Annotated in this window: 25 protein-coding genes; 15 read left to right on the top strand and 10 right to left on the bottom strand. The window is 59.9% G+C overall.

Features of this window, described 5'->3' with window-relative positions; translation table 11 throughout:
• Positions 1-14: 14 nt before the first annotated feature.
• The 4 genes from tnpB to R0232_RS42385 form a co-directional block, all read right to left on the bottom strand.
• Positions 15-350 carry an IS66 family insertion sequence element accessory protein TnpB gene (gene tnpB / locus R0232_RS42400; protein ID WP_431512396.1) on the bottom strand — a complete coding sequence of 112 codons (336 nt, stop codon included), beginning with the start codon at positions 348-350 and terminating at the stop codon, positions 15-17.
• Positions 347-727: a transposase gene (locus tag R0232_RS42395; protein WP_431512397.1), complete on the bottom strand. Its 381-nt coding sequence runs from the start codon at positions 725-727 to the stop codon at positions 347-349. The genes tnpB and R0232_RS42395 overlap by 4 nt, the downstream gene beginning before the upstream one ends.
• 370 nt (positions 728-1,097) lie before the next feature.
• Entirely contained in the window at positions 1,098-2,012 is a 915-nt protein-coding gene (locus tag R0232_RS42390) for a PD-(D/E)XK nuclease family protein (RefSeq protein WP_431513360.1), read from the bottom strand.
• An 8-nt stretch (positions 2,013-2,020) separates the two neighbouring features.
• Positions 2,021-4,264: a UvrD-helicase domain-containing protein gene (locus R0232_RS42385; RefSeq protein WP_431513359.1), complete on the bottom strand. Its 2,244-nt coding sequence runs from the start codon at positions 4,262-4,264 to the stop codon at positions 2,021-2,023.
• A gap of 210 nt (positions 4,265-4,474) precedes the next feature.
• Here R0232_RS42385 and R0232_RS42380 point away from each other — a divergent pair, with 210 nt between their 5' ends.
• From R0232_RS42380 to R0232_RS42340, 9 genes are read left to right on the top strand one after another with little or no spacing between them, the layout of a single operon-like run.
• Positions 4,475-5,386 carry a hypothetical protein gene (locus R0232_RS42380; protein WP_431513358.1) on the top strand — a complete coding sequence of 304 codons (912 nt, stop codon included), beginning with the start codon at positions 4,475-4,477 and terminating at the stop codon, positions 5,384-5,386.
• Positions 5,386-6,558 (top strand): DGQHR domain-containing protein DpdB, encoded by a 1,173-nt coding sequence (gene dbpB, locus R0232_RS42375; protein ID WP_431513357.1) that lies wholly within the window; start codon positions 5,386-5,388, stop codon positions 6,556-6,558. The genes R0232_RS42380 and dbpB (R0232_RS42375) overlap by 1 nt, the downstream gene beginning before the upstream one ends.
• The gene (gene dpdA / locus R0232_RS42370; RefSeq protein ID WP_431513356.1) at positions 6,555-7,868 is read left to right on the top strand and encodes a tRNA-guanine transglycosylase DpdA; all 1,314 of its coding nucleotides are present in this window, start codon (positions 6,555-6,557) and stop codon (positions 7,866-7,868) included. Before dbpB (R0232_RS42375) ends, dpdA begins: the two co-directional genes overlap by 4 nt.
• On the top strand, positions 7,849-8,934 hold the full coding sequence (dbpB, locus tag R0232_RS42365) for a DGQHR domain-containing protein DpdB (protein WP_431513355.1): 1,086 nt from the start codon (positions 7,849-7,851) through the stop codon (positions 8,932-8,934). The genes dpdA and dbpB (R0232_RS42365) overlap by 20 nt, the downstream gene beginning before the upstream one ends.
• Complete coding sequence (gene queC, locus R0232_RS42360) at positions 8,931-9,641, top strand: 7-cyano-7-deazaguanine synthase QueC (RefSeq protein WP_431513354.1); 711 nt, start codon at positions 8,931-8,933, stop codon at positions 9,639-9,641. The genes dbpB (R0232_RS42365) and queC overlap by 4 nt, the downstream gene beginning before the upstream one ends.
• A complete protein-coding gene (gene queE, locus R0232_RS42355) occupies positions 9,638-10,270 on the top strand; it encodes a 7-carboxy-7-deazaguanine synthase (RefSeq protein WP_431513353.1) in 633 nt (210 codons plus the stop codon). The genes queC and queE overlap by 4 nt, the downstream gene beginning before the upstream one ends.
• The gene (locus R0232_RS42350; protein ID WP_431513352.1) at positions 10,267-10,629 is read left to right on the top strand and encodes a 6-carboxytetrahydropterin synthase; all 363 of its coding nucleotides are present in this window, start codon (positions 10,267-10,269) and stop codon (positions 10,627-10,629) included. Before queE ends, R0232_RS42350 begins: the two co-directional genes overlap by 4 nt.
• A 24-nt stretch (positions 10,630-10,653) precedes the next feature.
• Positions 10,654-11,559 (top strand): HNH endonuclease, encoded by a 906-nt coding sequence (locus tag R0232_RS42345; protein WP_431513351.1) that lies wholly within the window; start codon positions 10,654-10,656, stop codon positions 11,557-11,559.
• Positions 11,560-11,563: 4 nt separating this feature from the next.
• Positions 11,564-12,712, top strand: coding sequence for a DGQHR domain-containing protein (locus R0232_RS42340; RefSeq protein WP_431513350.1), 1,149 nt, complete (start codon positions 11,564-11,566; stop codon positions 12,710-12,712).
• Between the two features lie 44 nt (positions 12,713-12,756).
• On the opposite strand, the gene R0232_RS42335 is transcribed toward R0232_RS42340, so the two are convergent.
• From R0232_RS42335 to R0232_RS42315, 5 genes are read right to left on the bottom strand one after another with little or no spacing between them, the layout of a single operon-like run.
• A complete protein-coding gene (locus tag R0232_RS42335) occupies positions 12,757-13,371 on the bottom strand; it encodes a hypothetical protein (protein ID WP_431513349.1) in 615 nt (204 codons plus the stop codon).
• A 32-nt stretch (positions 13,372-13,403) separates the two neighbouring features.
• Positions 13,404-14,273, bottom strand: a complete 870-nt coding sequence (locus R0232_RS42330) for an ImmA/IrrE family metallo-endopeptidase (protein WP_431513348.1) — start codon at positions 14,271-14,273, stop codon at positions 13,404-13,406.
• Between the two features lie 38 nt (positions 14,274-14,311).
• Positions 14,312-14,788, bottom strand: a complete 477-nt coding sequence (locus tag R0232_RS42325) for a hypothetical protein (RefSeq protein WP_431513347.1) — start codon at positions 14,786-14,788, stop codon at positions 14,312-14,314.
• Positions 14,769-15,446, bottom strand: a complete 678-nt coding sequence (locus R0232_RS42320; RefSeq protein WP_431513346.1) for a hypothetical protein — start codon at positions 15,444-15,446, stop codon at positions 14,769-14,771. Before R0232_RS42320 ends, R0232_RS42325 begins: the two co-directional genes overlap by 20 nt.
• A complete protein-coding gene (locus tag R0232_RS42315; RefSeq protein ID WP_431513345.1) occupies positions 15,443-15,658 on the bottom strand; it encodes a transcriptional regulator in 216 nt (71 codons plus the stop codon). The genes R0232_RS42320 and R0232_RS42315 overlap by 4 nt, the downstream gene beginning before the upstream one ends.
• A gap of 121 nt (positions 15,659-15,779) precedes the next feature.
• On the opposite strand from R0232_RS42315, the gene R0232_RS42310 reads away from it, so the two are divergent.
• The 6 genes from R0232_RS42310 (at position 15,780) to R0232_RS42285 (ending at position 19,296) form a co-directional block, all read left to right on the top strand.
• Complete coding sequence (locus R0232_RS42310) at positions 15,780-16,040, top strand: multiubiquitin domain-containing protein (RefSeq protein ID WP_431513344.1); 261 nt, start codon at positions 15,780-15,782, stop codon at positions 16,038-16,040.
• Complete coding sequence (locus R0232_RS42305; RefSeq protein WP_431513343.1) at positions 16,040-16,444, top strand: E2/UBC family protein; 405 nt, start codon at positions 16,040-16,042, stop codon at positions 16,442-16,444. The genes R0232_RS42310 and R0232_RS42305 overlap by 1 nt, the downstream gene beginning before the upstream one ends.
• On the top strand, positions 16,429-17,778 hold the full coding sequence (locus tag R0232_RS42300) for a HesA/MoeB/ThiF family protein (RefSeq protein ID WP_431513342.1): 1,350 nt from the start codon (positions 16,429-16,431) through the stop codon (positions 17,776-17,778). Before R0232_RS42305 ends, R0232_RS42300 begins: the two co-directional genes overlap by 16 nt.
• A 3-nt stretch (positions 17,779-17,781) precedes the next feature.
• Positions 17,782-18,504, top strand: a complete 723-nt coding sequence (locus R0232_RS42295) for a hypothetical protein (protein ID WP_431513341.1) — start codon at positions 17,782-17,784, stop codon at positions 18,502-18,504.
• A gap of 1 nt (position 18,505) precedes the next feature.
• Complete coding sequence (locus R0232_RS42290) at positions 18,506-18,862, top strand: DUF6527 family protein (protein ID WP_431513340.1); 357 nt, start codon at positions 18,506-18,508, stop codon at positions 18,860-18,862.
• Positions 18,863-19,050: 188 nt separating this feature from the next.
• The gene (locus tag R0232_RS42285) at positions 19,051-19,296 is read left to right on the top strand and encodes a helix-turn-helix transcriptional regulator (protein WP_431513339.1); all 246 of its coding nucleotides are present in this window, start codon (positions 19,051-19,053) and stop codon (positions 19,294-19,296) included.
• 133 nt (positions 19,297-19,429) lie between these two features.
• Here R0232_RS42285 and R0232_RS42280 read toward each other — a convergent pair whose 3' ends face one another.
• The gene (locus R0232_RS42280; protein WP_431513338.1) at positions 19,430-20,515 is read right to left on the bottom strand and encodes a tyrosine-type recombinase/integrase; all 1,086 of its coding nucleotides are present in this window, start codon (positions 20,513-20,515) and stop codon (positions 19,430-19,432) included.
• Positions 20,516-20,716 lie beyond the last annotated feature (201 nt).

Here is a 20,716-nt window from a genome sequence, read left to right as displayed (position 1 = left end):
ACCGCCGCCTGCGATCACACCACGGTGATGACGCCCGCTGCACCGACACGCTGCCAGGGCAGTCCAAGCACGAGTGCGTCAAGCTGCTCACGCGTCATAGCCATCTGCGTGCCCAGACTTGCGTTAGCCCAGAGGAAGCGGCCGTGGTGCAGCCGACGGGCACACAGCCAGATGCCGATGCCGTCGTGGACGAGGACCTTCATGCGGTTGGCCCGCCGATTGGCGAACAGGTACGCATGGTTCGGATGTGCGGCACCGAACACCTTCACGACACGCGCCAGCGCCGTCTCGGTGCCAGCACGCATGTCGATCGGCTCGGTGGCCAGCCACACCGCATCGATGCGGATCAACGCAGCCACTCGCGCAGCCAGGCTGCGCACGACGAGGCCGACTCCACTGGCCAGTGCACCACCGCAGTGGCGCTGCCTCTCTTAAGCTCGATGCGGATGTCGCGAATCGGCCTCTCGGCTTCGGGCTGCACATCGAGCGCGACAAAGGCTGGCGCCGGCAACTTGGGAACCTCAAGCGCCTTCGGCGCCGCTGCCTTGCGATCGTCGGCGCGCCACCTGTGCACCACGTTCGCGTTCAGGTTGTACAGCCTCGCGATCGCCGCAGCAGACGCATCCGGTTGGCGGCATGCCTCCAGAACCTCCGCCTTGAATCTCGCGCTGTGCTTGCGACGGGTGGCCCGCTTAACCACCCCATCTATTGCGTCCACATCATTCATCGCGGACACGATGCCTGCCGACTCTCAGGCTATCAAGATGACTTCACTGCGTGCTTACAAACGAAGGAATCGAGGGAAGAGAACAGATCGTGCGACATGGCGAACTCCAGTGATCGGGCGGGATTGCCCGAGACCGGAACCGGCACGCCGCAGCGCAGCAGTCAGAGTTCGAAAGACGCCAGCGCACACAGTGCGTGCAGACCTTGACGGCGAGAACGGTGTGCAAGGATGAAGGGAACGGCAAGCCAGCCCCACTCGATCGGCCCTCCACCGTCGCATGACCCGCAAGCTCTGACCGTAGTGCCGCGCAGGTTCTAAGACCCAGCGCTGCGGCTAAGGCATCGCTCAGGTTGCACTCCCGGGGGGAAAATCAGGCGAACGGCAGACGACGGGGGACGCTTGCCTTCGGACATCTCCAGCGTAAGTCGCAGATATTGCAAGTCTCCTCCTTCGGTTTGGTACCCGGCAATGGCCAAGTCGACGTCGACGCGCACTGGATGATCTCCATCGCGGTCTGATGGAAGCGATTCAGCGCGTCCTGCACCCGTTGTGGCGTGAAAACGACCTCGTGCACGGCACGCGCTGGCCGCTTACCAGTCTTGACATTGTCTTCAGAGAGTTCATTCAGGAAATACAAGACCGCCTTGGAGGGATACGCACCGGAGCGAGCCTTGTAAAGCTCAGCATACACACACATTTGCCATTCGTACTCCTGCATTTCCTTGTCAGTAGCCGCCGGCCGCCGGGAGCCCTTGTAGTCCCAAATTTCACGCGTCGACGCGGTGCCGGTAACACCAGGCCGGTCAACAAGGACGTCAACCACGCCACGCAGAACATAGTCGGCGCGATCCTGCTCCAATCTGAACTCAGTGTCATGGATGAGGGGATAGAGTGTCGGGCCTTCCACCGCGTTGAAGAACCTGATGATCTCCAGCGCGCGTACGGCAATGTTCTCGCTCACTGCACGGATACCGTGAGATTTCAAAGCCGTCCTGACTTCGTTGAAGAACCCCTCGATGTCGGCGTCCGTCGGTAGTGTGCCCTTCTTCACGCGAGGGCTCAGGCCGGCGAAATGACGATGGCATCGGTCAAGCACTTGGTGCACCATCGTGCCAAAGAACGCTTGTGCTGATTGAGCTGGCACAAATCCGTCATGTGCGAAGTGCCCATACTGATAGCTGCAGTGACGAAACGAGAGAATGTCGCTAGTCAGGCTTAGGCGAGGTCGAGCACCCGAGTGCGACAGCACTGGGACGTTGACGTTCTGATAGATCTTCGCAAACACAGAAGCTCCTAGAGATTGATCAAGCGCTGCGAGAGCCAGCCCTTCTTTGGACCACAAGGAACAGCGTTGCCCTTGGCGTTGGCGACATGCGCCTTTGTACCCACCAGAATGAGTGCGTACTGCGCGCGCGAATACGCCACGTAGAACTGGCGGATGCGATCGAGTTCTGCCCTCACTTCCGGCTGCGCCAGCTTGAAGGTGCGTTGCGGGTTGCCTGGGAAGGCAGCCATTTGCGACTCGAGGTTGTGGGCGTCTCCGACGCTCGGCGTCTCGCTAAGATGACCAACAAACACGAACGGGAACTCCAGCCCTTTTGCTTGGTGGATCGTCATCACCGGCACATAGCCAGGCGGGCAGATCACATCATCGTCGCCGACCTCATCCATGCCTGACCTGGCTAGATATCCGAAGAAGAGGTGATAGAAGGTCCTGGCCCAGCCAGGCACGATTGCGAACGGCGCCTGATCATCGACCTTCATGCGTCCTCGCTGCACGTTCACGTTCCCCAGCACAGGCATGGACGCATACGACTCCAACAGCGCCGTCAGGCGAGCCAAGCGAACGCGACGTACCGGATCGCTGTGCCACTGATCAAACGGGGGGCAACTCAACAGCAGGTACGCGATCTCTTGCAGGCTCGTGTCCACAAATTGACCCTTGTGCGCCGCAATGTTTTTCACGCATTTCTGGATGTAGTCCCCCAGCTTGGGGTTCGCGTTGGCGAGCGACGCGTAGGTATCGCGGCAGTCAACAATGAACTGGTTCAGATCCTTGGATGTCGGAACATGCAGCCCAGTGGGGTCCAACATTGCCAAGAGTGCGCCAAGCAGCCCCTGAACCTCCTCCTGCTGCAAGAACGCCTTGTTTCTCGGGTTGTAGGCCCGAAGCCCCACCTGGCGGAGTGCGTCAACGTAGGGTCCTGCGTTTCGAGGGCTTTCCTTGGTACTGTTGAGCAGAAGGCAGCACTGCGATGGGTCCTTGACGATTCCGTTCTGCACCAGTTCCGCAACCGCACCCGCGAACCTGCCCGCTACATCAGCGATGGTCTTGCCCTCCAGGATCCCAACAGCGGGATAGTCCCCGGTAATACCTGACTTCGCTGTCATCGCCTTCTTTCCCGGCACACGGGCACCGAGTTGGTTCATCGACGGGAAGGCCGTGATGTATTCGTTGAAGAAATCAACGACGAGAGGATGCGAGCGAAAGTTGCCAGCGAGAGGGTACTTTCCGACGTTAGCAGTTGGAATGTTGAGGTAGACGTGGCACGCTTGATCGAAGGTCACCATGCACTCGACCGAGCCGCCACGGAACCGGTACATGGCCTGATCGTCGTCGCCAACAACGACCAAGTTGTGCTTGTGGTGGCGCGCCATCTCGAAGTAGATGGCCTCTTGAACAAGGTTCGTGTCCTGATACTCGTCGACCAAAACCCATTCGACGCCCCCGCGAGCCCCGGGCGTTCCCTCCAAAAATGACTCCCCAACAGGGGTCCTTAGAAATTCAAGGAAGTGCGACTGGAGCTGGGAGAAATCGCAGCGGTGGTTGCTCTTGAGATGTTGGCAGTACTCGTCATACAAGTCCGCGATGCGCCTCCAGTGTCCGCCGGACGCGTACATGGTTGCAACGCTGACTCGATCCTCGGCAATCCGATTGAACAGCTTGACCAACGCGCCCGTGCGCAGCCACTTGTTTGGTAGGTTCTGATAACTAGGCTGCCAGTCTCTGGGAATGAATAGGTAGGCAAACGCTTCCCAGAGTGTGTAGTCCGCCAAATCGTCGTTCTTGATGGCGCTCATGTGCTCGTAGACGAACATTGCCTGCTCAAACGCGTCCATGAGCCTAACGTTCTGGTACGAGGCCGCACGATGCTCTTGAAGGAGGTCGTTGCACAGCGCATGCAACGTGCCAACCTTCAACTCGGACGTATCGATGCCCCCTAACGTCGGATACGCGGCCACGAGCATGGCTCGATACCGTCCGATCCGGTCTTCCAAGTTCTTGGCTGCCTTTTCGGTAAAGGTGGTGATCAGGACGGAGTGCGGGGCGACAGGCTCCTTTTGAAAGGGCTCGCCGCCGACGTACATCAGCCGTAGGGCAAAGAGAGCCAGGACCTCGGTCTTTCCCGACCCCGGACCTGCCAGCACCCACGCTGGGCCGCTGGGATGCTGAAGGATCGCAATCTGCTCCGGCGTCGGCGTCTTTGACGAGGTCCGGGGGAACAGTGCGGCAATGAGTTGACTCAGCGATATCACCGACCATCCTCTCGTGCTTTTAGTTACAAGGATTGTCGCACCTGACGCCTGGGCATGCCAGCCAGTAAATAAGCCCTTGCGCACTTCCCGGATCGTTCCGCCATGGCCCTTCCCGCGTCGCTGCGTAACTGCGCCGCAACGTCGCGTGCCCCCGCTACTAGATAGGAAACTGCACATCTGGGATACTGTCGCCTGTACAGTTTCTCAACTATGGTCATTCTCTCGTCTTGCAGTTTTACGAAGCGTGCTCCCGTCGACCCGCAGTTGACGGTTTCAACGATTCGAGCACAGCGTCTCGCCTCCTTTGCCCGGGAGTGGGCGAGCCGCGTTGCCGTCGCCACATCAGTCGCGCGCGCGGCCGATCTTTATGGAGGACCAGGCGTCTCTTTCGCGCTGGCGGCTGCACGCCGGCTAGCGTGCCCGTCCTACTTCGTATCCGCAGGGCTGTCGCTCGTCTCGGCGCAACGTTGGGTACCGTCTTACGACCTGAGCGTGTCGCAGGAGGCCTCATGCCCGCCTGCCGTGGCCCGAGGCGAAGCGTCCGCGGCTGACTGGTGGGATACCCTCAACGATGAGTTTGGTCGCAGCCAGCCGATCGCATCCCTGGTAAGACGCTCAAAAGGCCCTGTCCTGATCGCCTTGCCCGAACCCTACGTGCGCATGGTGTCGCGCGACTTGATCTCGCTAAGCGCCCATCAGCAAACCAAATTGAGGCTCATCGTCGCAGCCAACACCCGGGTTCCGAGCGAACTGGAGCCATGCGTTCTGCGCTATGACGAGCGCTTAGCGGGGCTGGCCACGGCACCCAGTGGCGCGAATTCGTACTTCCCACAGCGGGCTCTAGGTCACTTCGCCGAACTTTTGTCCAGACATCCACATGACGATGTGGATGCCTCGACCCACAGGCGCTGGGTTCAGGCCGATCTTGCCAAGGCGACGCCTATCGAAGTGCCAAAGCGAAGTGTCCAGACTGACATCGAGGTCCTCCGCTGGATCAAGAACACCGACCCCGGGTCGGCGCGGTCCGTCACAGCGTTGCTGCGCGCATTCCGAGAGGCCGGCCAGGCATGCGAGCAAAACAGGTTCCGTCGGCTAGTCGAACATAGCAGGAGATTCGTCTGATGGAGCCGAAAACCAAGCGCGAACCGAAGGCTGCGGTTGCCAGGGCGCGCACCGCATCGATGACGTTGAACGCATTGCGTTTCCGACAGGGCGAGGCCACCGTCTACAGCTTTGTTCTGCCTGGCGACAAGATCTCGCAGATTGCAGACATGAGCCGCGTAAAGCGGGAAGGTCGCAGCAACACGCTTGTCGGATTCCAGCGATCGGAGATCCAAACCCATGTGCGACAGATTGGGGAGTACCTCGATAAGGGCCCCGGTCTGTTTCCGAACGCCGTCATTTTGGCTATCACTCCGAGTGTGACCTTTCAGGCCAAGCGCGGCCCCAAAGTCGATCGTGTAAGCGTCGAAGGTGTCGAAGCTGGAAGGCTCACGATCCCCGGCCGCCCTGACGGCGAGAAGGTCGCGTGGATCGTCGATGGTCAGCAGCGCTCTCTTGCGCTCTCAAAGTCGAAGAACGGCGGTCTTCTTGTGCCCGTCGTAGCGTTTGAATCCCAATCCATCGAGACGCATCGTGAACAGTTCATCCTTGTGAACCGCGCGCGCCCTCTCAAGCAACGTCTCATCGACGAACTCCTGCCTGCGACCGACGACACGCTCCTGCCTCGCGACTTGGCAGCCAACCGAGTTCCTAGTGAACTTTGCAACCTGCTCAACTCAAAGCCGCAGTCGCCGTTTTACAAGCGCATCGCCCGCACGTCCCTCAAGCCAGACCGGCCCGACGTCTTCGTCGACTCGGCCATTGTTCGCATGATCCGCGACCGCGTGAACGGCACCAGCGGCGCGCTGCTTCATCTGAAGGCGAGTGGCGAGCGCGGGCCCGACCTGGCCGAGATGTATCGCCTGCTCAGCGCCTATTGGGGCGCAGTCGCAGAGACGTTCCCCCAAGCCTGGAACCTGCCGCCAGAGAAGAGTCGGCTGACCTCGGCCGTTGGCGTCACCGTCATGGGCGTCATGATGGACCGCATCTGCGCGCGGGTCGGCTTTTCGCACAAGAACCCGCAGGCAATCTACACGGCCGAACTCAAGAAGATCGCGAGCGAATGCGCTTGGCACTCTGGCTCATGGCAGGGTCTTGGCATGCCCTGGAACACGCTGGAGATGACCAGCAAGAGTTCAACGCGGGTCATTCAACTGCTTAGCGCAGCCTACGTCCGAACGAGCGCGCTATGAAGTTCATCTACGCAGATTCCATCGATCAGATTGATCCCGAGTACGACTTCCTCCGGGACAACCACTCGGCTGGTCGCCGCCCGTATTGGTCCGACGCCTACCCTCACGAGTACTTTGCGCAGCCCCCCTACGATGGGGTACTCGTGTCCCGAGGCATCGTCGGCGACAGCCGCGTCAAGGGAAAGTACAGCGACGCGCATGCGATGCGCTTCCGTCGCGAGGGCGCCCGTGCGTTCCTGCGCATGGACACGCCCCACCTGAAGAACCTCCCGATCTTCGGAGACTGCGGGGCATTCACGTATGTGAAGGAGAAGGCGCCGCCCTACTCCGCTGACGAGATGGCACGGTTCTACGCCGACGGCCAGTTCACCCATGGCTGCTCCGTTGACCACATCATCTTTGCGTTCAGGCCGCAGAGCCAAGGCATGGAGGGCGCAGAAGGTGATGATCGCGATCGCTTCGACATCACTCTAGAGAACGCTCGCGTATTTCGGAAGGCGACTCGAAGCATTCCCGGGTTCACACCCCTGGGCGCCATACAGGGTTGGTCGCCCGACAGCATGGCCGAGGCTGCGCGCCAGCTTGAAAAGATGGGCTACGACTACCTTGCGGTCGGAGGCATGGTCCCGCTGTCTGCAGGCGAGGTCCACATCGCACTGCGCGCGATCCGCAGCAAACTGAAGCCTTCAACTCGCCTGCACATACTTGGCTTTGCGAAGGCGGAGCAAATCAGCGAGTTCTACGACTACGGTATCGAGAGCTTCGACACAACGTCACCGTTGTACAGGGCGTTCATGGACGCCAAGGCCAACTATTACGTTCCGACTGCCGGCAGCGGACTGGACTACTACACAGCCATTCGCGTTCCACTAGCGGTGGAGGACCCAGCCCTGACTAGAGCAAGCCTGAGGGGTGAACTTCGGCAAGAGGAGGCCACCAAAGCAGAGCAAGGCGCCCTCGCTGCCTTGCGAGCCTTCGACTCGGGGAAGCTCAAGCTAGAGGCGACTGTTGAAGCGGTCATGGTCTATCAGCGCATGTACCAGACCGCAAAAGCCAAGACCGAGAAGACGCTGCTGAAGGCCCTCGCTGACACCGAGGAACGAGTTCGCAGAACTTTGAGTGCATCCCCTTGGAAAGCCTGTCCTTGCAAGGTGTGCAGAGAGTCTGGTGTCGAGGTGATCATCTTCCGCTCGTCCAATCGCAACAAGCGGCGAGGCTTTCACAATCTGTACGTCTACTCGGAGCACGTTGCGCGCATCTCGGGAGAGGTCAAAGAACGGAAAACAGAATATGTCAAAGAAGAAGCTTAGGTTTGAGGGGTTTTTGGCCACACAGGGCGGCGAGCGGAACGTGGTGATGATCCGGGCCACCGCGTCTGAGATCGCGGACATCGCTGCCATCGAACGATTGGCACGCGACAGTGACGGACGGGCGGTGGGATTCCAGCGACCCCAGGTCGCAGGGCATATCAGCGAAATCAGGACCTATCTTGAGCAAGACGACGCTGTACTTCCGAACGCCCTCGTCTTGGCCTTCGTAGAGAACGCGCGCGTCATCCCCGGCAAGGGCGCCCAGTGTGTCCTCGAAGTGACGGTGTCAGACGGCCCACCTGGCTTTGTCGTCGACGGGCAGCAGCGCCTGACGGCCCTCAGTCAAACCGGCCGCGACGACTTCCAGGTGTTTGCCTCGTGCCTTCTGTGCAAGGACATGGAAGAACTTCGGCGCCAGTTCATCCTCATAAACAACACTCGCCCTCTTCCGAAGTCGCTCATCTACGAACTGCTCCCGGGGGTTGATGAGTTGCCTGAGCGCCTGACGTCGCGAGCGTTGGCCGCGGCGTTGACTGAGAGGCTGAACTTTGCCGAGGGGAGCTCCCTTCGCCACCAGGTGAAGATGCAAACGAACCCCGCCGGGGTCGTCAAGGACACGGCGCTTCAGAAGGCGATCCTGAACTCCGAAGCTGCTGGAGCCATCCAGGTTCTGATGTCTGGCGAAGATGGGCTGAGCGAGTCTCAAGGGCTGCTCAACAACTACTTCGCAGCCGTACAGAAGGTCTTCCCGCAGGCATGGGCTCAGCATAAGCCGACCACCTCTCGCCTCGTTCACGGAGCGGGCGTTGTCGCCATGGGTTTTGTGATGGACGAGATCTACGCACGGTCCCACTCCGCCTCGGTCGACTCCTTCGTGGCCGGCCTGCAGCCGCTTGTCGGCAAGACGGCATGGACTGAAGGGCACTGGCATTTCGGTGATGGAGAGGAAGTTCCTTGGAACCACATCGAATTCACGCCACGGCAGGTCCAGCAACTGGCTGAGCATCTCGTTTCGCTGGTGCGGCATACGAAGCAACCCAAGCGAGCCACGAGGTCAACACGATGAGTGAACGCAAAGCCCTGGTTCTCCTTTCAGGCGGGCAAGATTCGACAACATGTTTGGCGTGGGCTCTAGAGCGGTACGCACACGTTGAGACGGTTGCCTTCGACTATCGGCAGAGGCACTCCATTGAACTCCAGCAACGGCTTGCCGTGCGGACCGCACTCAAGACGCTGCGCGTCGACTGGGCTCCTAAGCTTGGCGATGACCATCTTCTCGACTTGGCAGTTCTTGGCGAGATCAGCAGTACTGCGTTGACGGACGACCGTGCCATTGAAATGCAGGCCAACGGCCTGCCCAACACGTTCGTTCCTGGCCGGAACTTGCTCTTCCTAACCTTGGCTGCTGCCCTCGCCTACCGGCGAGGTCTCGGCGTCCTCGTGGGCGGCATGTGCGAAACAGACTTCTCCGGCTATCCGGACTGCAGAGACAGCACTATCAAGTCGCAGCAGGCCACGTTGACGCTCGGACTGGACATGCCGATCACCATCGAGACCCCGCTCATGTGGCTGGACAAGGCAGCAACGTGGGGTCTTGCCGCCGAGTTGGGCGGCAAGGACTTAGTGCATCTCGTCGTCGAGCACACCCACACTTGCTACCTCGGAGAGAGAGGCACCCGTCACGCATGGGGCTATGGCTGTGGCAGTTGCCCCGCTTGCCAGTTGCGACGCAATGGCTGGGAGCGTTACGCGGAGTTGGAGGCAGCGAAGTGACCTACAGCATCAAGGAAGTCTTCTACACCCTGCAAGGCGAGGGAGCGAATGCTGGGCGACCAGCAGTCTTCTGCCGCTTTGCGGGGTGCAATCTCTGGTCGGGACGCGAAGAGGACCGCGCTACCGCTGTCTGCAAGTTCTGCGACACGGACTTCGTGGGAACCGACGGCACGTTCGGCGGTAAATACAAATCAGCTGGCCAACTCGCGGATCGTGTGGCGTCTCTTTGGTCCGCGCAAACGGGGAAGCGCTTTGTGGTTTTGACGGGTGGTGAGCCGCTGCTCCAGGTCGATGCGGAGTTGTTGGCAGAGCTTCACGCGCGCGACTTCGAAATCGCTGTCGAGACGAATGGAACGCTGGACGTTCCCGATGCAGTTGACTGGATTTGCGTGAGCCCGAAGGCCGGTGCTCCGCTTCGCCAACTGTCGGGTAACGAACTAAAGGTAGTCGTCCCTCAGGATGGTCAGAATCTAGATGCACTCGTTGAGCTTGCCTTTGAATTGCACCTTCTTCAGCCTATGGATGGCCCATTGCAACGGGAGAACACGCAGCGGGCCATCGAGGTCTGTCTTCGCGACCCGCGCTGGCGGCTCAGCACGCAGACTCACAAAACCCTGGGGATCCGATGAAGTTTGAACTCACCCAGCGCTTCTACTTCGATGCTGCTCACACATTGGAGCGGCAATACGATGCCGAGCCGAGCAGGCGCATCCACGGCCATACGTACCACGCGGCGGTCACAGTGTCGGGCCCGCGCAATCAAGAAACCGGCATGATCGTTGACCTAGCGCTGCTCCGCCGCGCGATTGAAGACGCGCGACAGAAGCTGGACCATCGTCTGCTGGATGACGTCGCTGAACTGGGATCTGCGACGATTGAAAACCTCTGCTCGTTCATATTCCACGCCATGGCGCATGGATCTTGGACCGTCGAACGCGTTGAAGTCAGTCGCCCGACAAGCGGGGACTCCTGCGCCCTCATCGCGTAGCTCGCCCAAAGCCGAAGACAAGAAATGCCAGGAAAGCAGCCATATTCGATCCGGGGTGACCTGCCGCGATTTCGCCCGACATCGCCCGGCGAGGATCTCTGGCTGGCTCTGCGGGATATGTACGTGTCCGACAGTGAGTCCGCCTATCCGACGCTTGAACTCGTTGACCTTCCCAGGTGGCTAGAACCGCCCGGACCGTTCGCGGAACGCCATATCGATGTGGCTGTGACCACGACAGCCTACCGTCTACTGAAGACCGCCAAACGGGTCCAGAAGGAAGCGGCACTAGACGGTGAGGCGACACGGAGTCCTGCAGGGCAGAGTCTGGTCGAGGATCACGTCTGGAGACACATGGTTGAACACATGGAGTTTGCCGCCTTGGATCCCAGACCACGCAGAGTCTTGCCCTACCTTGTCTACCGGTCGCTTCTCGCTGGTAACGCGGACATTGGAACTCAGGCACGCGCGGTCACTCTCCATGAAGCGCAGGAACCGATCGACAGCCAAGTTCGCTGCTACTGCTGCGGCGACACGCTCTGGTCGCCAGACTTCGAAACGCCTCTACGTGAAATTTCGCTCGATCACATTTGGCCTCGGACGTTGGGCGGTGTCAGCACGCCCGACAACCTTTTGCCAATCTGCGCCCCCTGCAATGGCGCCAAGGAAGACCGCGCATCTTGGAGCGTATTCGGCGTAGTCTTTGACCACGCGCTTTCTGAGCGAGGCGGTCATGATGAAGAGCGATTGCTCGGACTGGCGCTCCACAGACGCGCCGCAGGCGCCCTCGCAACATCCGAGTATCTGACGCTGAAGGAGGCGTTTGTCAAGCTCGGACCACGCACCGACGTCGAGTTGATTGACGAGGCCGTTGATCGGCACTTCTTCAACTTCCGTGCTCATGACGCCGAGAAATTCTCTTTCACCGAGTGACGACATGCCGCAATACAACTACCCTGCCATCATCTACAAGCAGCGAGCCACCGCGGAAGCTTTGTTCTGCATTTGCACGGTCCTCGTCGGAGAACTCCGACTATGGGCCCGCGTGGACCGCCTGACGCCGGAGAATCAGCAGGGGGTACAGCGGGCACGCAAAGATGCCAGAGTCGATGCCATTGAAGACTTTCTGAAAGTCGACGAGCGCAACACCATTCCCACGTCGATCATCGTCGCACTTCCGGTGGCTGCAGCCACCTTCGGTGCCTTGGACTTGCAAACTGTCGGAACGGCACCTCAAGCGGTGACCCTCACGATTACGACGAATGAAGCGCAGCCCCAACCCGGGCTCATCATCGACGGCCAGCATCGCACTGACGGCATCGCGCAGTTTGATGCGAACATGCCTGTCAATCTCGTCACCATCATCGGTCCATCCGACGACGAGATTGCGTTCCAGTTTGTCGTCATCAACAACAAGGTAAGCAAGGTCGCTGCTGAGCATATCAAGGCGCTGAAGATCGGCTACTCCTCGGCGAATCTTGATGCACGCTTGCGCAAGTCTGCGCGCATGAAGTCGAGCGGCGAGCCCGCCTACCTGGATCAAATTGATACTCAAGAAGACAGTCCGTTCAGGGGGCGGCTGAAGTGGCCGAGAAACGAGGAAGACCCGGCACGCGCCATCCCTGTAAACGCGTTCGAAATGGCGATGGCATACATCTCGCGCCAGCGCATCGACCAAACTGCATCCTCGGACCCTAACCCGGACTTTGTTGTCCGCTTCTTCATCGAAGTCTGGAAGGTAGTCGCCGAAAAGTGGGCGGATGCCTGGGCAGACCCAGCAGGGAAGCTAACCACCAAGGTGGGGGTCATCTGCATGACCGAGTTTCTCGTAGAGGCGATGGTGAGTTGGTCGACGACCCCGGGGCAAGCCATCGACTTGACTGATCTCAACCAGGTACGCGATCTCACCTCGGCTGCCCTGGATCAACTTGAGCCTGGACTCTGGACCTCCGAATGGAACGCAGCGAGCTTGGATACGTCGTCCGGTCGTGGCAAGATCGTTGAGACCCTGAAGTCAATCCAGCGCAACAAGCTAAAGGGGCTGCCTTGGAATTTGAAAGTCCCCTTGGTCGATTCCGCCGTCTAGTCGGGAGGCAACGCTACGATGCGTCGCGGTCTCGCGTGGCCCCCTCAGAGCACGATGCCCGGGGACTTCTGCTGGAACTCCTCGTCCTTCTTCACGTAGTGTCGATGCAGCCTCACCAGCGCAAATAGAACGACCGGCGCAAGTAAGTACGGAAGTGCTCGTGCGAGCTGAAAGTTGGCCAACGGCAGGGAAAAGCCCGGGACGACGCGTTCGATAAAGTGATAGCACAAGACAAGGGCACCCACCGCGCCGGAGAGCCAGAACTGGATCTCGAAATGCTGCGCATATTTGCCTGGCGGTCGATGAGACCCAAAGAAGGGGTGGACAAGCTTTAGGTCATCTGAGTTCAGGAACAGGCGCTCGACGTTAGTAATGATCGCAAGATTCCTGTTGAACCAATTGCTCGCGTCTAACGTCGTCGCCGCGAGCCACCCGCACAGCATCACGACCAAAGTGCACGAGTAGTCGTTCAACGGCTTGTCCTTATCCTGGGCAAACACTATCAGCGCGGCTCCTACGACTCCCACGCACTGCCACAGGCCAGTAATGTGCCGCCCCAGATGGGTCGACGTCTGCCGGTATGTCTCCAGCAGGAAGTCCTCACGTTTGCCATCGCAGCGACCCGTCGCTGAAGGGGTGTTTGGCGTCTGATTTGTCATGCTTATTGCGCGGTAAAACGGCTTGGCGATCTCTAGACCTTTGTGTACCCCATTGTCAGGATAGAGTGCCCGTTGCTGAAGACATCGAACACAAACTCATATTGACGGCCTTCCACATCCCTCAGTGCGTATGTAAATGCGCCCAATGGTCCGCCGCGCGCGTGGCGAGCATTCGCCTTCACGATCGTGAACAGTTGGGGAGCCTGGATGTGACCGAACTTTTGCTCGAACGGCGCCGAGACCGCCAAGTGTTTTACTGACGCTTCCCGCAAGGAACCCGGCTCGCAAACCATGAAGAAGGTCGGCCGGCTCGATTGTTCGGCGATCCGCCATCCCGCAGATGTAATGCTGTTACCTGAGTCGTCCGCCAGTTTCATCGCCAAGGACATGTGCGGGTCCTTGCCACTGAGGTAGTCGTTGATGTAGTACCCAGGGAACAGAATCAAGCCTGCGCCCAGATTGGCCTCCGCCTCGATCATCGCTTCGCAGGAGGGCAACAGCGTTACTTCGGCATCGCCGTACATGAAGTCTTTGTGCCAGTCGAGCAGGTCGTGAGTGATCTCGTGTGCCTCGGCCCACCGCTTCTTGATGTCGTGCAAGTCCTCATCAATGAGGATTCTCTTAGCATCGGGGAGCAGGAGCGCCTTGAGATCCATCTGCTTAACGGCCTCGACCAGACGCCAGGGTTCCGTGATGACCTTCCCAGCAATGCGCATCTTGTGCGCTAGGCGGTCCATGAAGTCGGGGTTGCTGACGGAGTAGTAGTGAACGTCTAGCTTCTGGACTGCCCGGACTTGCGCAAGGCTGATTGGCGGCTTGGGGCGACCCAGGTCCGCTAGCAATCGGTCGACCCGGATTGCAATTGCCTTCGACTCTTCGACTGGTACAAGTGGTCCCTTCATCCTCAGCCCTCATTTCGTTATTGCGTGTCCGTCCCAGGTCAGTCTTCGGACATGAACTTTATGAAATCCTCGACAAGTTCTTGGCTGTTTTCGTCCAACGTAGTCATCCCCTTGGAAAGAGTCGCGTACCTCACCATGACGGCATCGTTCTGCGCGTCTCTGACGCTGCCAAAGCCAGCAATGGTTGCGAGCTTCCCTCGTGATAGGTGCAAGGCCCTGGATACACCAGCGACAACGCGCAGTGAAGGCGGAACGGCTGCTTCAAACAGCTTTGTTACGTCGTCGTCAGACAGTCCCGATCGGTCTACCAACATCTTCTTGTCCAGCTTCTCTTGCGCACAGGCAGCCTTCACCACGACAGCCATCGCGTGGGCCGGCGTGGGCTGAGCGGCAGTGTTTTCAGCTCGAGCCACCCGGGTTTCGAACGCAGTCAGGTCCCCAGTCCCGGCAAGAGGTACTTCGCTCCCAACGGGCTCTAGATTTCGCTCTAGCCAGCTACGTGGGATTTTCTTCATCATCATCTCCTTCAAACGGGTAGAACGCCTCGGCCGCAGCCTCCTCGAGTTCGAAGTACTCGAGGTTTTCCTTCTTCGGGTCGCGGCCGAGGCTGACCATCCCGATCTTCTTCTCATACCAACGTGCCGCCTCGTCCAGCGCGTGCAGCCCGAGCCGTCCCTTAAAACCGAAGTCTCGGCTGATATCGATCGCCTGTCGCATCAAGATCTTTCCAACCAACTGATACCGCGGCGGGGTCAGAACCCCAGGCAGGTTCCACGGCGCAGTGGCTATGAGATCGAGGTAGATCCCCGGTTTCCCCTTGTGACTCTCCGCGCGGCAGGAATGCTCGTAGGTACTCAGGTGCATCAGGCCCTCAACCCAGACACGTTGCGATTGGGTGCCAGGGTTGGTCGTCCGCGTTACCGCGTAGACCTCTTCACGGAGGGACCGATTGGCCTGCACTGCGATGCGGCCCCACGGCCAGTGCGCATACGTGAATGGCAGTGTCACCCCGAGTCCGCGGTCGACATTGATGGCGGCCACGCCCTCCATCCATCCACGCCACTGCTCTTCCGCGCGCAGCACGAGATGCGGGTCTGGTTGCCGCCACAACGTCCCCGGCTCCCAGACTTTGCGGGCGTTGTCCCAGAGTTCGATGTCTTCGCTTGCGGTCACAGCACCACCACTTCCTTCTTTTCTTTGCTCTTCTCGTCTTCGAAGAAGAGCCTCTCTCCCGCCTTGGTACGCGAATCCAGCAACTGGTAAAGGCGCAACGCCTGGCGGAGGAGCGCAGTCTTGGTGATGTCCTTCTCCGCTGCCAACTGTTCAAGCACGGTCATCTCGGCGTCCGTCAGGTTCAGCGTCATGGTCTTCTTGGCTGGCGTCATCTCAGTTCCTTTGGCTCGACACGCGAAGTATACGCTTTTTAGCTAAAAATTGTTGGCAAGCCACTTGCGTTAACTTCATTTATTAGCTATGTTATAGCTACTTTACAGCCACGGAGTAGCCATGACAGCGATCGACCACAAACCCGTCCACCGCATCGAAATCGTCATCGACGAGGTGACCTACGTCGTTGAAGACCGCGAACTGACCGGCGCAGAACTGCGGACCGTCCCTACGCCGGATGTGCCGGCCAACCGCGACTTGTTCCTCGAGACGCCCGGCCCTCGCGATGACGTCCTGATCGAGCCCGGCAAGACCTACCGCGTGCACCGAGGTAGTCGCTTCTACACGGCGCCCTCCACCATCAACCCGGGAGCCGAGTGATGCTGCGCGCGCAAGATCAAGCGTTCCTGCGCGAGCGAGGGCTGGACTGGGAATTGGTCCCGGCTCAGGGTCAGTCTTGCCTCGTCGTGAAGGGCTTCTGCGTAACAGGAGGCGGCTTCACGCCGGACCGCACAGACCTGATGGTCCGGATCCCGAACGGCTACCCCATGACGCCGTTGGACATGTGGTACTGCGACCCTCCTATCCGCCTGCAAGCCACGGGGCAGTACGCCCCTGCGTCGGACTACATTGAAAGCCACTGCGGGCGCAACTGGCAGCGCTTCTCTCGGCACCTGAACCAAACGCCCTGGCAGCCAGGTGTCGACAGCCTGCGTTCGTTCTTCGTCCACATCCAACGAGAGCTCCAAGGGGCCGGAAAGGTGACCGCATGCGATCCAGCCTAGTGTTCAGCGATGCCACCTCGCGAAGCCTGCACGAGGTTTTGCAAGCGTCCCCGTTCGTCGAGCGGGCGGCATTCTTGCTATGCACGGAGGTGCGCACCGACAGATCCTGCAAGCTCATAGTCAAGCAGGTCGTGCCGGTGCGCCCGGGGGACTACCTGCGCCAGCACGCAGCGGGCATGTCCCTGGCCAGTGCGGCGTACACGTCGGTGGCCAAGATTGCCCGAGACACAGGCAGTTCGATCATCTTTGTGCACTCACATCCGTCCGGGGCTCTCTACTTCTCAGACCAGGACGACCGCGAGGAGCCGAAGCTGATTGAATTCTTCAAGGCCCGAGTACCTGGGCGGACCCACGGCGCACTTGTGGTGTGCGATGGGTGCGTAGTGGGCCGGATCTACACACCTGAGGCAGCGGATTTGGACGTCATCGCCGAGTGGGGAGCACACTGGAAGGTCCATGCAGGCGCGAGCGTCGGCAAGCAAGACGTCTTCGACAGGTCGATCCGTGCCATCGGGCGCGACGGTCAGGCGTTACTTCGACAGCTTGTGATCGGCGTCGTCGGCGCCGGCGGCACCGGTTCAGCTATCGCGCAGATGTTGGCCAGGCTCGGTGTCGGAACACTTCGCCTCTTCGATGAGGACAAGTTGGAGGACTCGAACGTTCCCCGGGTATTGGGCGCAGCGATGAGCCAAGTCGGGCAAGCAAAAGTACGTGTGCTTGAAGAGCATCTGCGATCAATCGGCCTGGGGACCATCGTCGAAGCGGTTGAGGGCAGCATCTGTCGACAAGACGTGGCCGCCATGCTGCGCGATTGCGATGTGATCTTCAGCTGCGTCGACAAAGAGATGCCGCGCAGCATCCTAATGGCACACCATCGGCACTATCTGACACCGGTGATTGACCTGGGTGTCAAGATCGAAGCGTCGCAGCAGTCCATCAAGGAGGTGTGGGGCCGGATTACCACTATGACTCCCGGAAGCCCATGCTTGTTCTGCCGAGGGCGAATCAGTGCTGAAGGCCTACGCCTGGAAGCGATGCGACTCGACGAACGTTCGGCTCAGATTCGACAAGGCTATGCACCTGAACTTGACGAACCTGCGCCAGCTGTTGTCGCCTACACATCGGCAGTTGCGTCGATGGCGGCAGCCGAATTTCTCGCACGTCTGTTCCTGCCCGGGGCGCGAAAGTCTTTGGGGGACGAGTCGCTCATGCGCCTCGACCTTGGCACCGTGCGGTCTAACTCAGGCACGATGCGGGCGAACTGCATCTGCGCCAACGACGAGTCGTTCGCCGCGGGCGACATATCGCCGCATCTCGGCCTCTCCTGGGGATGAGAAATGGAACCCGATCAAGAATACGTGTGGTTCGACCACCTCCCCACCCGCTATCCCTGGAGCAGTCTATGGTATGGCTTCTACAGGTGTGAGTGCGCTGCCCTTCGCTCCAATGAGCCAGCGTGTCCGGTGTGCGGCCGCACGAGCCCGTGCGAACCTATCGACCCAAGCCGGCTCGGAGAGCCTCCAACATACGTCACCCCCGGCGCAGAGGGTCGCTATGAGGACTACGTCTATCTGGAGTTGATCGAGCGGGAGTGGAAGCGCCCGACGCTGGACGTGGAGACCCTTCCTCGACCGCGCGTCGCCGGCAGGCATATGGCCGACAAAGTTGGCATCGTTCTGCTCTTCTGGACCTACTTCGAATCTCGCATCGATCGTCTCATTGACTTGGGCCTTTCTTATCGTCCGGCGGAGGAAGCCGAGAACCTCCGCATTCGCTACCGCTCCGTGGGCGCAAGGATGGACCGGCTGTACAAGATCTTGTTCGCCACAACTTACAACGCCGATTTGGCTGATGCGGGCTACGCTCCCATCGCGTCTCTCCTGCAGGAAATTCAAACCAGAAGAAATGCCTTCGCCCATGGGGACCCTGTCGCCATCGACGACTCGCTGGTCGAACGGCTCGTGACCGCGCTGCGCATCGAACACCTCTCCTGGATCGCTGCCTACAACCGCCGTCTGAGCGTCTTACGCGCTCGCACAGACGTCGAGCGAGGCGACTGACATGAAGTGGATCACTCATGCGTTTACGGCCATCAGTCGTTGGCTTCGTTCGCTAGGCCGAGCACCAAGGGAGCAGCGCTTCCGCCTGCAAGTCTTTGAAGAACGCGCCCGTGCCGTTGCTTCAGGTCGAAGCAACAAAGTAGTCGCGCTCTTTCGGAGTGGTGGAGCGAACAAGTGGTGCTTTTTTGTATGCCCTTGCGGCTGCGGGCAGCAGGTTGCTCTCAACTTGATGAAGGGCCACCAGCCGTCATGGCGAGTGGTTTCTGAAGAGCAAGGGCCGTCGATCTTTCCATCGGTGGACTCGACAACGTGCGGCGCCCACTTCTTGGTCCGAGATGGTCGCGTTATCTGGTGCTAGGAGGTTGGCATCGTTGCGCGAGCACGCTACGCAGCCATGCGAGCCTGTCGACGTTCGAACTCAGAACCGGCATGGCAAAGAAACTTGGGTCGAGGCCGTATCCCCGAATGCGCTAGACCACGCTCTTCTGAGTTCATTCGGCCCCTCGTAGGAAGCATCCTTTCGACATTGCTCGACAAGGAATCATCATGCGTTTCCATCAAGCCCTGCCGAAGCCAAATTTTTCCAAGGCTTCGCCGGCTTTCTATCGCCTGCACGACGTGATGCGCATCACAACTCTCAGTCGCTCGACCGTTTACCGGCGCATTGCCGAAGGCCGCTTCCCAAGCCCCGTCCATCTGGCCGGCCGAGCCTCAGCATGGCCCAGTGCCGAGCTTCAGGCATGGATCGACGATCCGGAAGGCTACCGGAGAATTGCTACACCGCTGTCTTGACGCCTCGCTCGTTGCCGACATCGAGGGAAGAGCCCGCCCCCGTCCGTGATGTCGTCCGCGCAGCATCAAAGCCGCGCATATCGCGCACCGGTTCGACACGCTTCCCGTCAGCGAGATCGTCCAGCAGGTCGGCCTAAACCTGGATCATCTTGCGTCGCTGCGTGAAATGCGTCGTGCGGTCGTAGCTGCCGCCCAGTTCCTCATCGGAGCCATGCGCCAAATGCCGCTCGATCACCTCGCGATCCCACCCCAACAGTTCGCGAATCAGGGTTCGGGCCGTGGCACGGAACCCGTGGCCGGTGATCTGCTCCTTCGTGTCATAGCCCAACTTTCGCAGAGCACTGTTGACGGTGTTGTCGCTCATGTAGCGCGTCTTTTCGGAACGCTTCGCCATGCTGCGGAAGATCGGTCCACTGGGGCCGGTCAGAGGCACCAGGTGAGCCGGGGTGCGCACGTCGCGCTTCTTCCACTCCCTCAGCTTCTCGGGCGGACAGCGCCACAGCGCTTGATCCAGATCCACATCTTCCCAATGCGCCAGCCGCAACTGGCCAGGCCGCTGGAACAGCAGGGGCGAAAGCTGCAGGGCCGCGCGCGTGATTACGTTGCCGTTATAGGCAAGTATGTCGCGAAGCAACTGGCCGAGCTTCTGCGAATACGTGATGGCAGCGTAGTGGCGGGCTCGGGGTGGCGGCAGACCGCCGGTGCGCTTGTTCACGAAGTTCCTGGCTGGATCCAGCGTGCCCACGTCGACAGCGTACTGGAACACATGCTGCACCGCTTCGCGCACGCGCTGCGCCGTCTCCAGATTGCCGCGCTCCTTGATGCGGTGCAGGCACCGGACCACCTCGGTCGGCACGATCGTTTCCATGGCCAGCGCACCGATCCACGGGAAGATATGCAGTTCCAGGTGGCGCATCACCTTCTCGGCGTAGCTGGCGGACCACTCGCGGTCCTTCTTTGCCTGGGCATGCCAGGCGCGGGCGGTCCGTTCAAAGGTGTTGAGGCGGGCAACGCGATCGCGCTCCTCCTCCACGCGCCGCGCCTCACGGGGATCGACGCCATCGGCGCGTTTCTCGGCCTCGGCGCGCGCCTTCCTACGCGCCGCCGCAAGCGTCACCACCGGGTAGTGCCCGATGCTGAGCTTGGCATCTGAAGCTCGTTGAGTCGCCCCACGATGTACCCAAGTTCGACTGCGATTGAAATGCAGTCTGGGGTACACAGTTGGGTACGCGCAAGAACAGGACTTTGTGGGATTCAGCGATACCGCTTGAGCCGCCTTTTCAGGCTAAGGCCTTGATTTACAAGGACTTTCGAGCTGACTTGGGATCGTCTGAGAAAGGAAGATGGTGGCTGGGGCTGATTCGAACCACCGACACGCGGATTTTCAATCCGCAGCGCCGGGCCGGCGAACTCGACCTCT

The sequence above is a fragment of the Variovorax sp. DAIF25 genome, from assembly GCF_050711835.1.
GTDB lineage: Bacteria > Pseudomonadota > Gammaproteobacteria > Burkholderiales > Burkholderiaceae_C > Variovorax.
The sequence above is the reverse complement of the archived record's forward strand: the minus strand, read 5'-3'. Positions and strand labels throughout refer to the sequence as shown.

Excerpts from the sequence above, each read along its gene's own strand:
- R0232_RS42395 (WP_431512397.1), bottom strand. The coding sequence starts at position 727 with ATGAATGATGTGGACGCAATAGATGGGGTGGTTAAGCGGGCCACCCGT.
- R0232_RS42380 (WP_431513358.1), top strand. The coding sequence starts at position 4,475 with ATGGTCATTCTCTCGTCTTGCAGTTTTACGAAGCGTGCTCCCGTCGAC.
- dbpB (WP_431513357.1), top strand. The coding sequence starts at position 5,386 with ATGGAGCCGAAAACCAAGCGCGAACCGAAGGCTGCGGTTGCCAGGGCG.
- dpdA (WP_431513356.1), top strand. The coding sequence starts at position 6,555 with ATGAAGTTCATCTACGCAGATTCCATCGATCAGATTGATCCCGAGTAC.
- dbpB (WP_431513355.1), top strand. The coding sequence starts at position 7,849 with ATGTCAAAGAAGAAGCTTAGGTTTGAGGGGTTTTTGGCCACACAGGGC.
- queC (WP_431513354.1), top strand. The coding sequence starts at position 8,931 with ATGAGTGAACGCAAAGCCCTGGTTCTCCTTTCAGGCGGGCAAGATTCG.
- R0232_RS42350 (WP_431513352.1), top strand. The coding sequence starts at position 10,267 with ATGAAGTTTGAACTCACCCAGCGCTTCTACTTCGATGCTGCTCACACA.
- R0232_RS42345 (WP_431513351.1), top strand. The coding sequence starts at position 10,654 with ATGCCAGGAAAGCAGCCATATTCGATCCGGGGTGACCTGCCGCGATTT.
- R0232_RS42340 (WP_431513350.1), top strand. The coding sequence starts at position 11,564 with ATGCCGCAATACAACTACCCTGCCATCATCTACAAGCAGCGAGCCACC.
- R0232_RS42335 (WP_431513349.1), bottom strand. The coding sequence starts at position 13,371 with ATGACAAATCAGACGCCAAACACCCCTTCAGCGACGGGTCGCTGCGAT.
- R0232_RS42330 (WP_431513348.1), bottom strand. The coding sequence starts at position 14,273 with ATGAAGGGACCACTTGTACCAGTCGAAGAGTCGAAGGCAATTGCAATC.
- R0232_RS42325 (WP_431513347.1), bottom strand. The coding sequence starts at position 14,788 with ATGAAGAAAATCCCACGTAGCTGGCTAGAGCGAAATCTAGAGCCCGTT.
- R0232_RS42315 (WP_431513345.1), bottom strand. The coding sequence starts at position 15,658 with ATGACGCCAGCCAAGAAGACCATGACGCTGAACCTGACGGACGCCGAG.
- R0232_RS42310 (WP_431513344.1), top strand. The coding sequence starts at position 15,780 with ATGACAGCGATCGACCACAAACCCGTCCACCGCATCGAAATCGTCATC.
- R0232_RS42305 (WP_431513343.1), top strand. The coding sequence starts at position 16,040 with ATGCTGCGCGCGCAAGATCAAGCGTTCCTGCGCGAGCGAGGGCTGGAC.
- R0232_RS42300 (WP_431513342.1), top strand. The coding sequence starts at position 16,429 with ATGCGATCCAGCCTAGTGTTCAGCGATGCCACCTCGCGAAGCCTGCAC.
- R0232_RS42295 (WP_431513341.1), top strand. The coding sequence starts at position 17,782 with ATGGAACCCGATCAAGAATACGTGTGGTTCGACCACCTCCCCACCCGC.
- R0232_RS42290 (WP_431513340.1), top strand. The coding sequence starts at position 18,506 with ATGAAGTGGATCACTCATGCGTTTACGGCCATCAGTCGTTGGCTTCGT.
- R0232_RS42285 (WP_431513339.1), top strand. The coding sequence starts at position 19,051 with ATGCGTTTCCATCAAGCCCTGCCGAAGCCAAATTTTTCCAAGGCTTCG.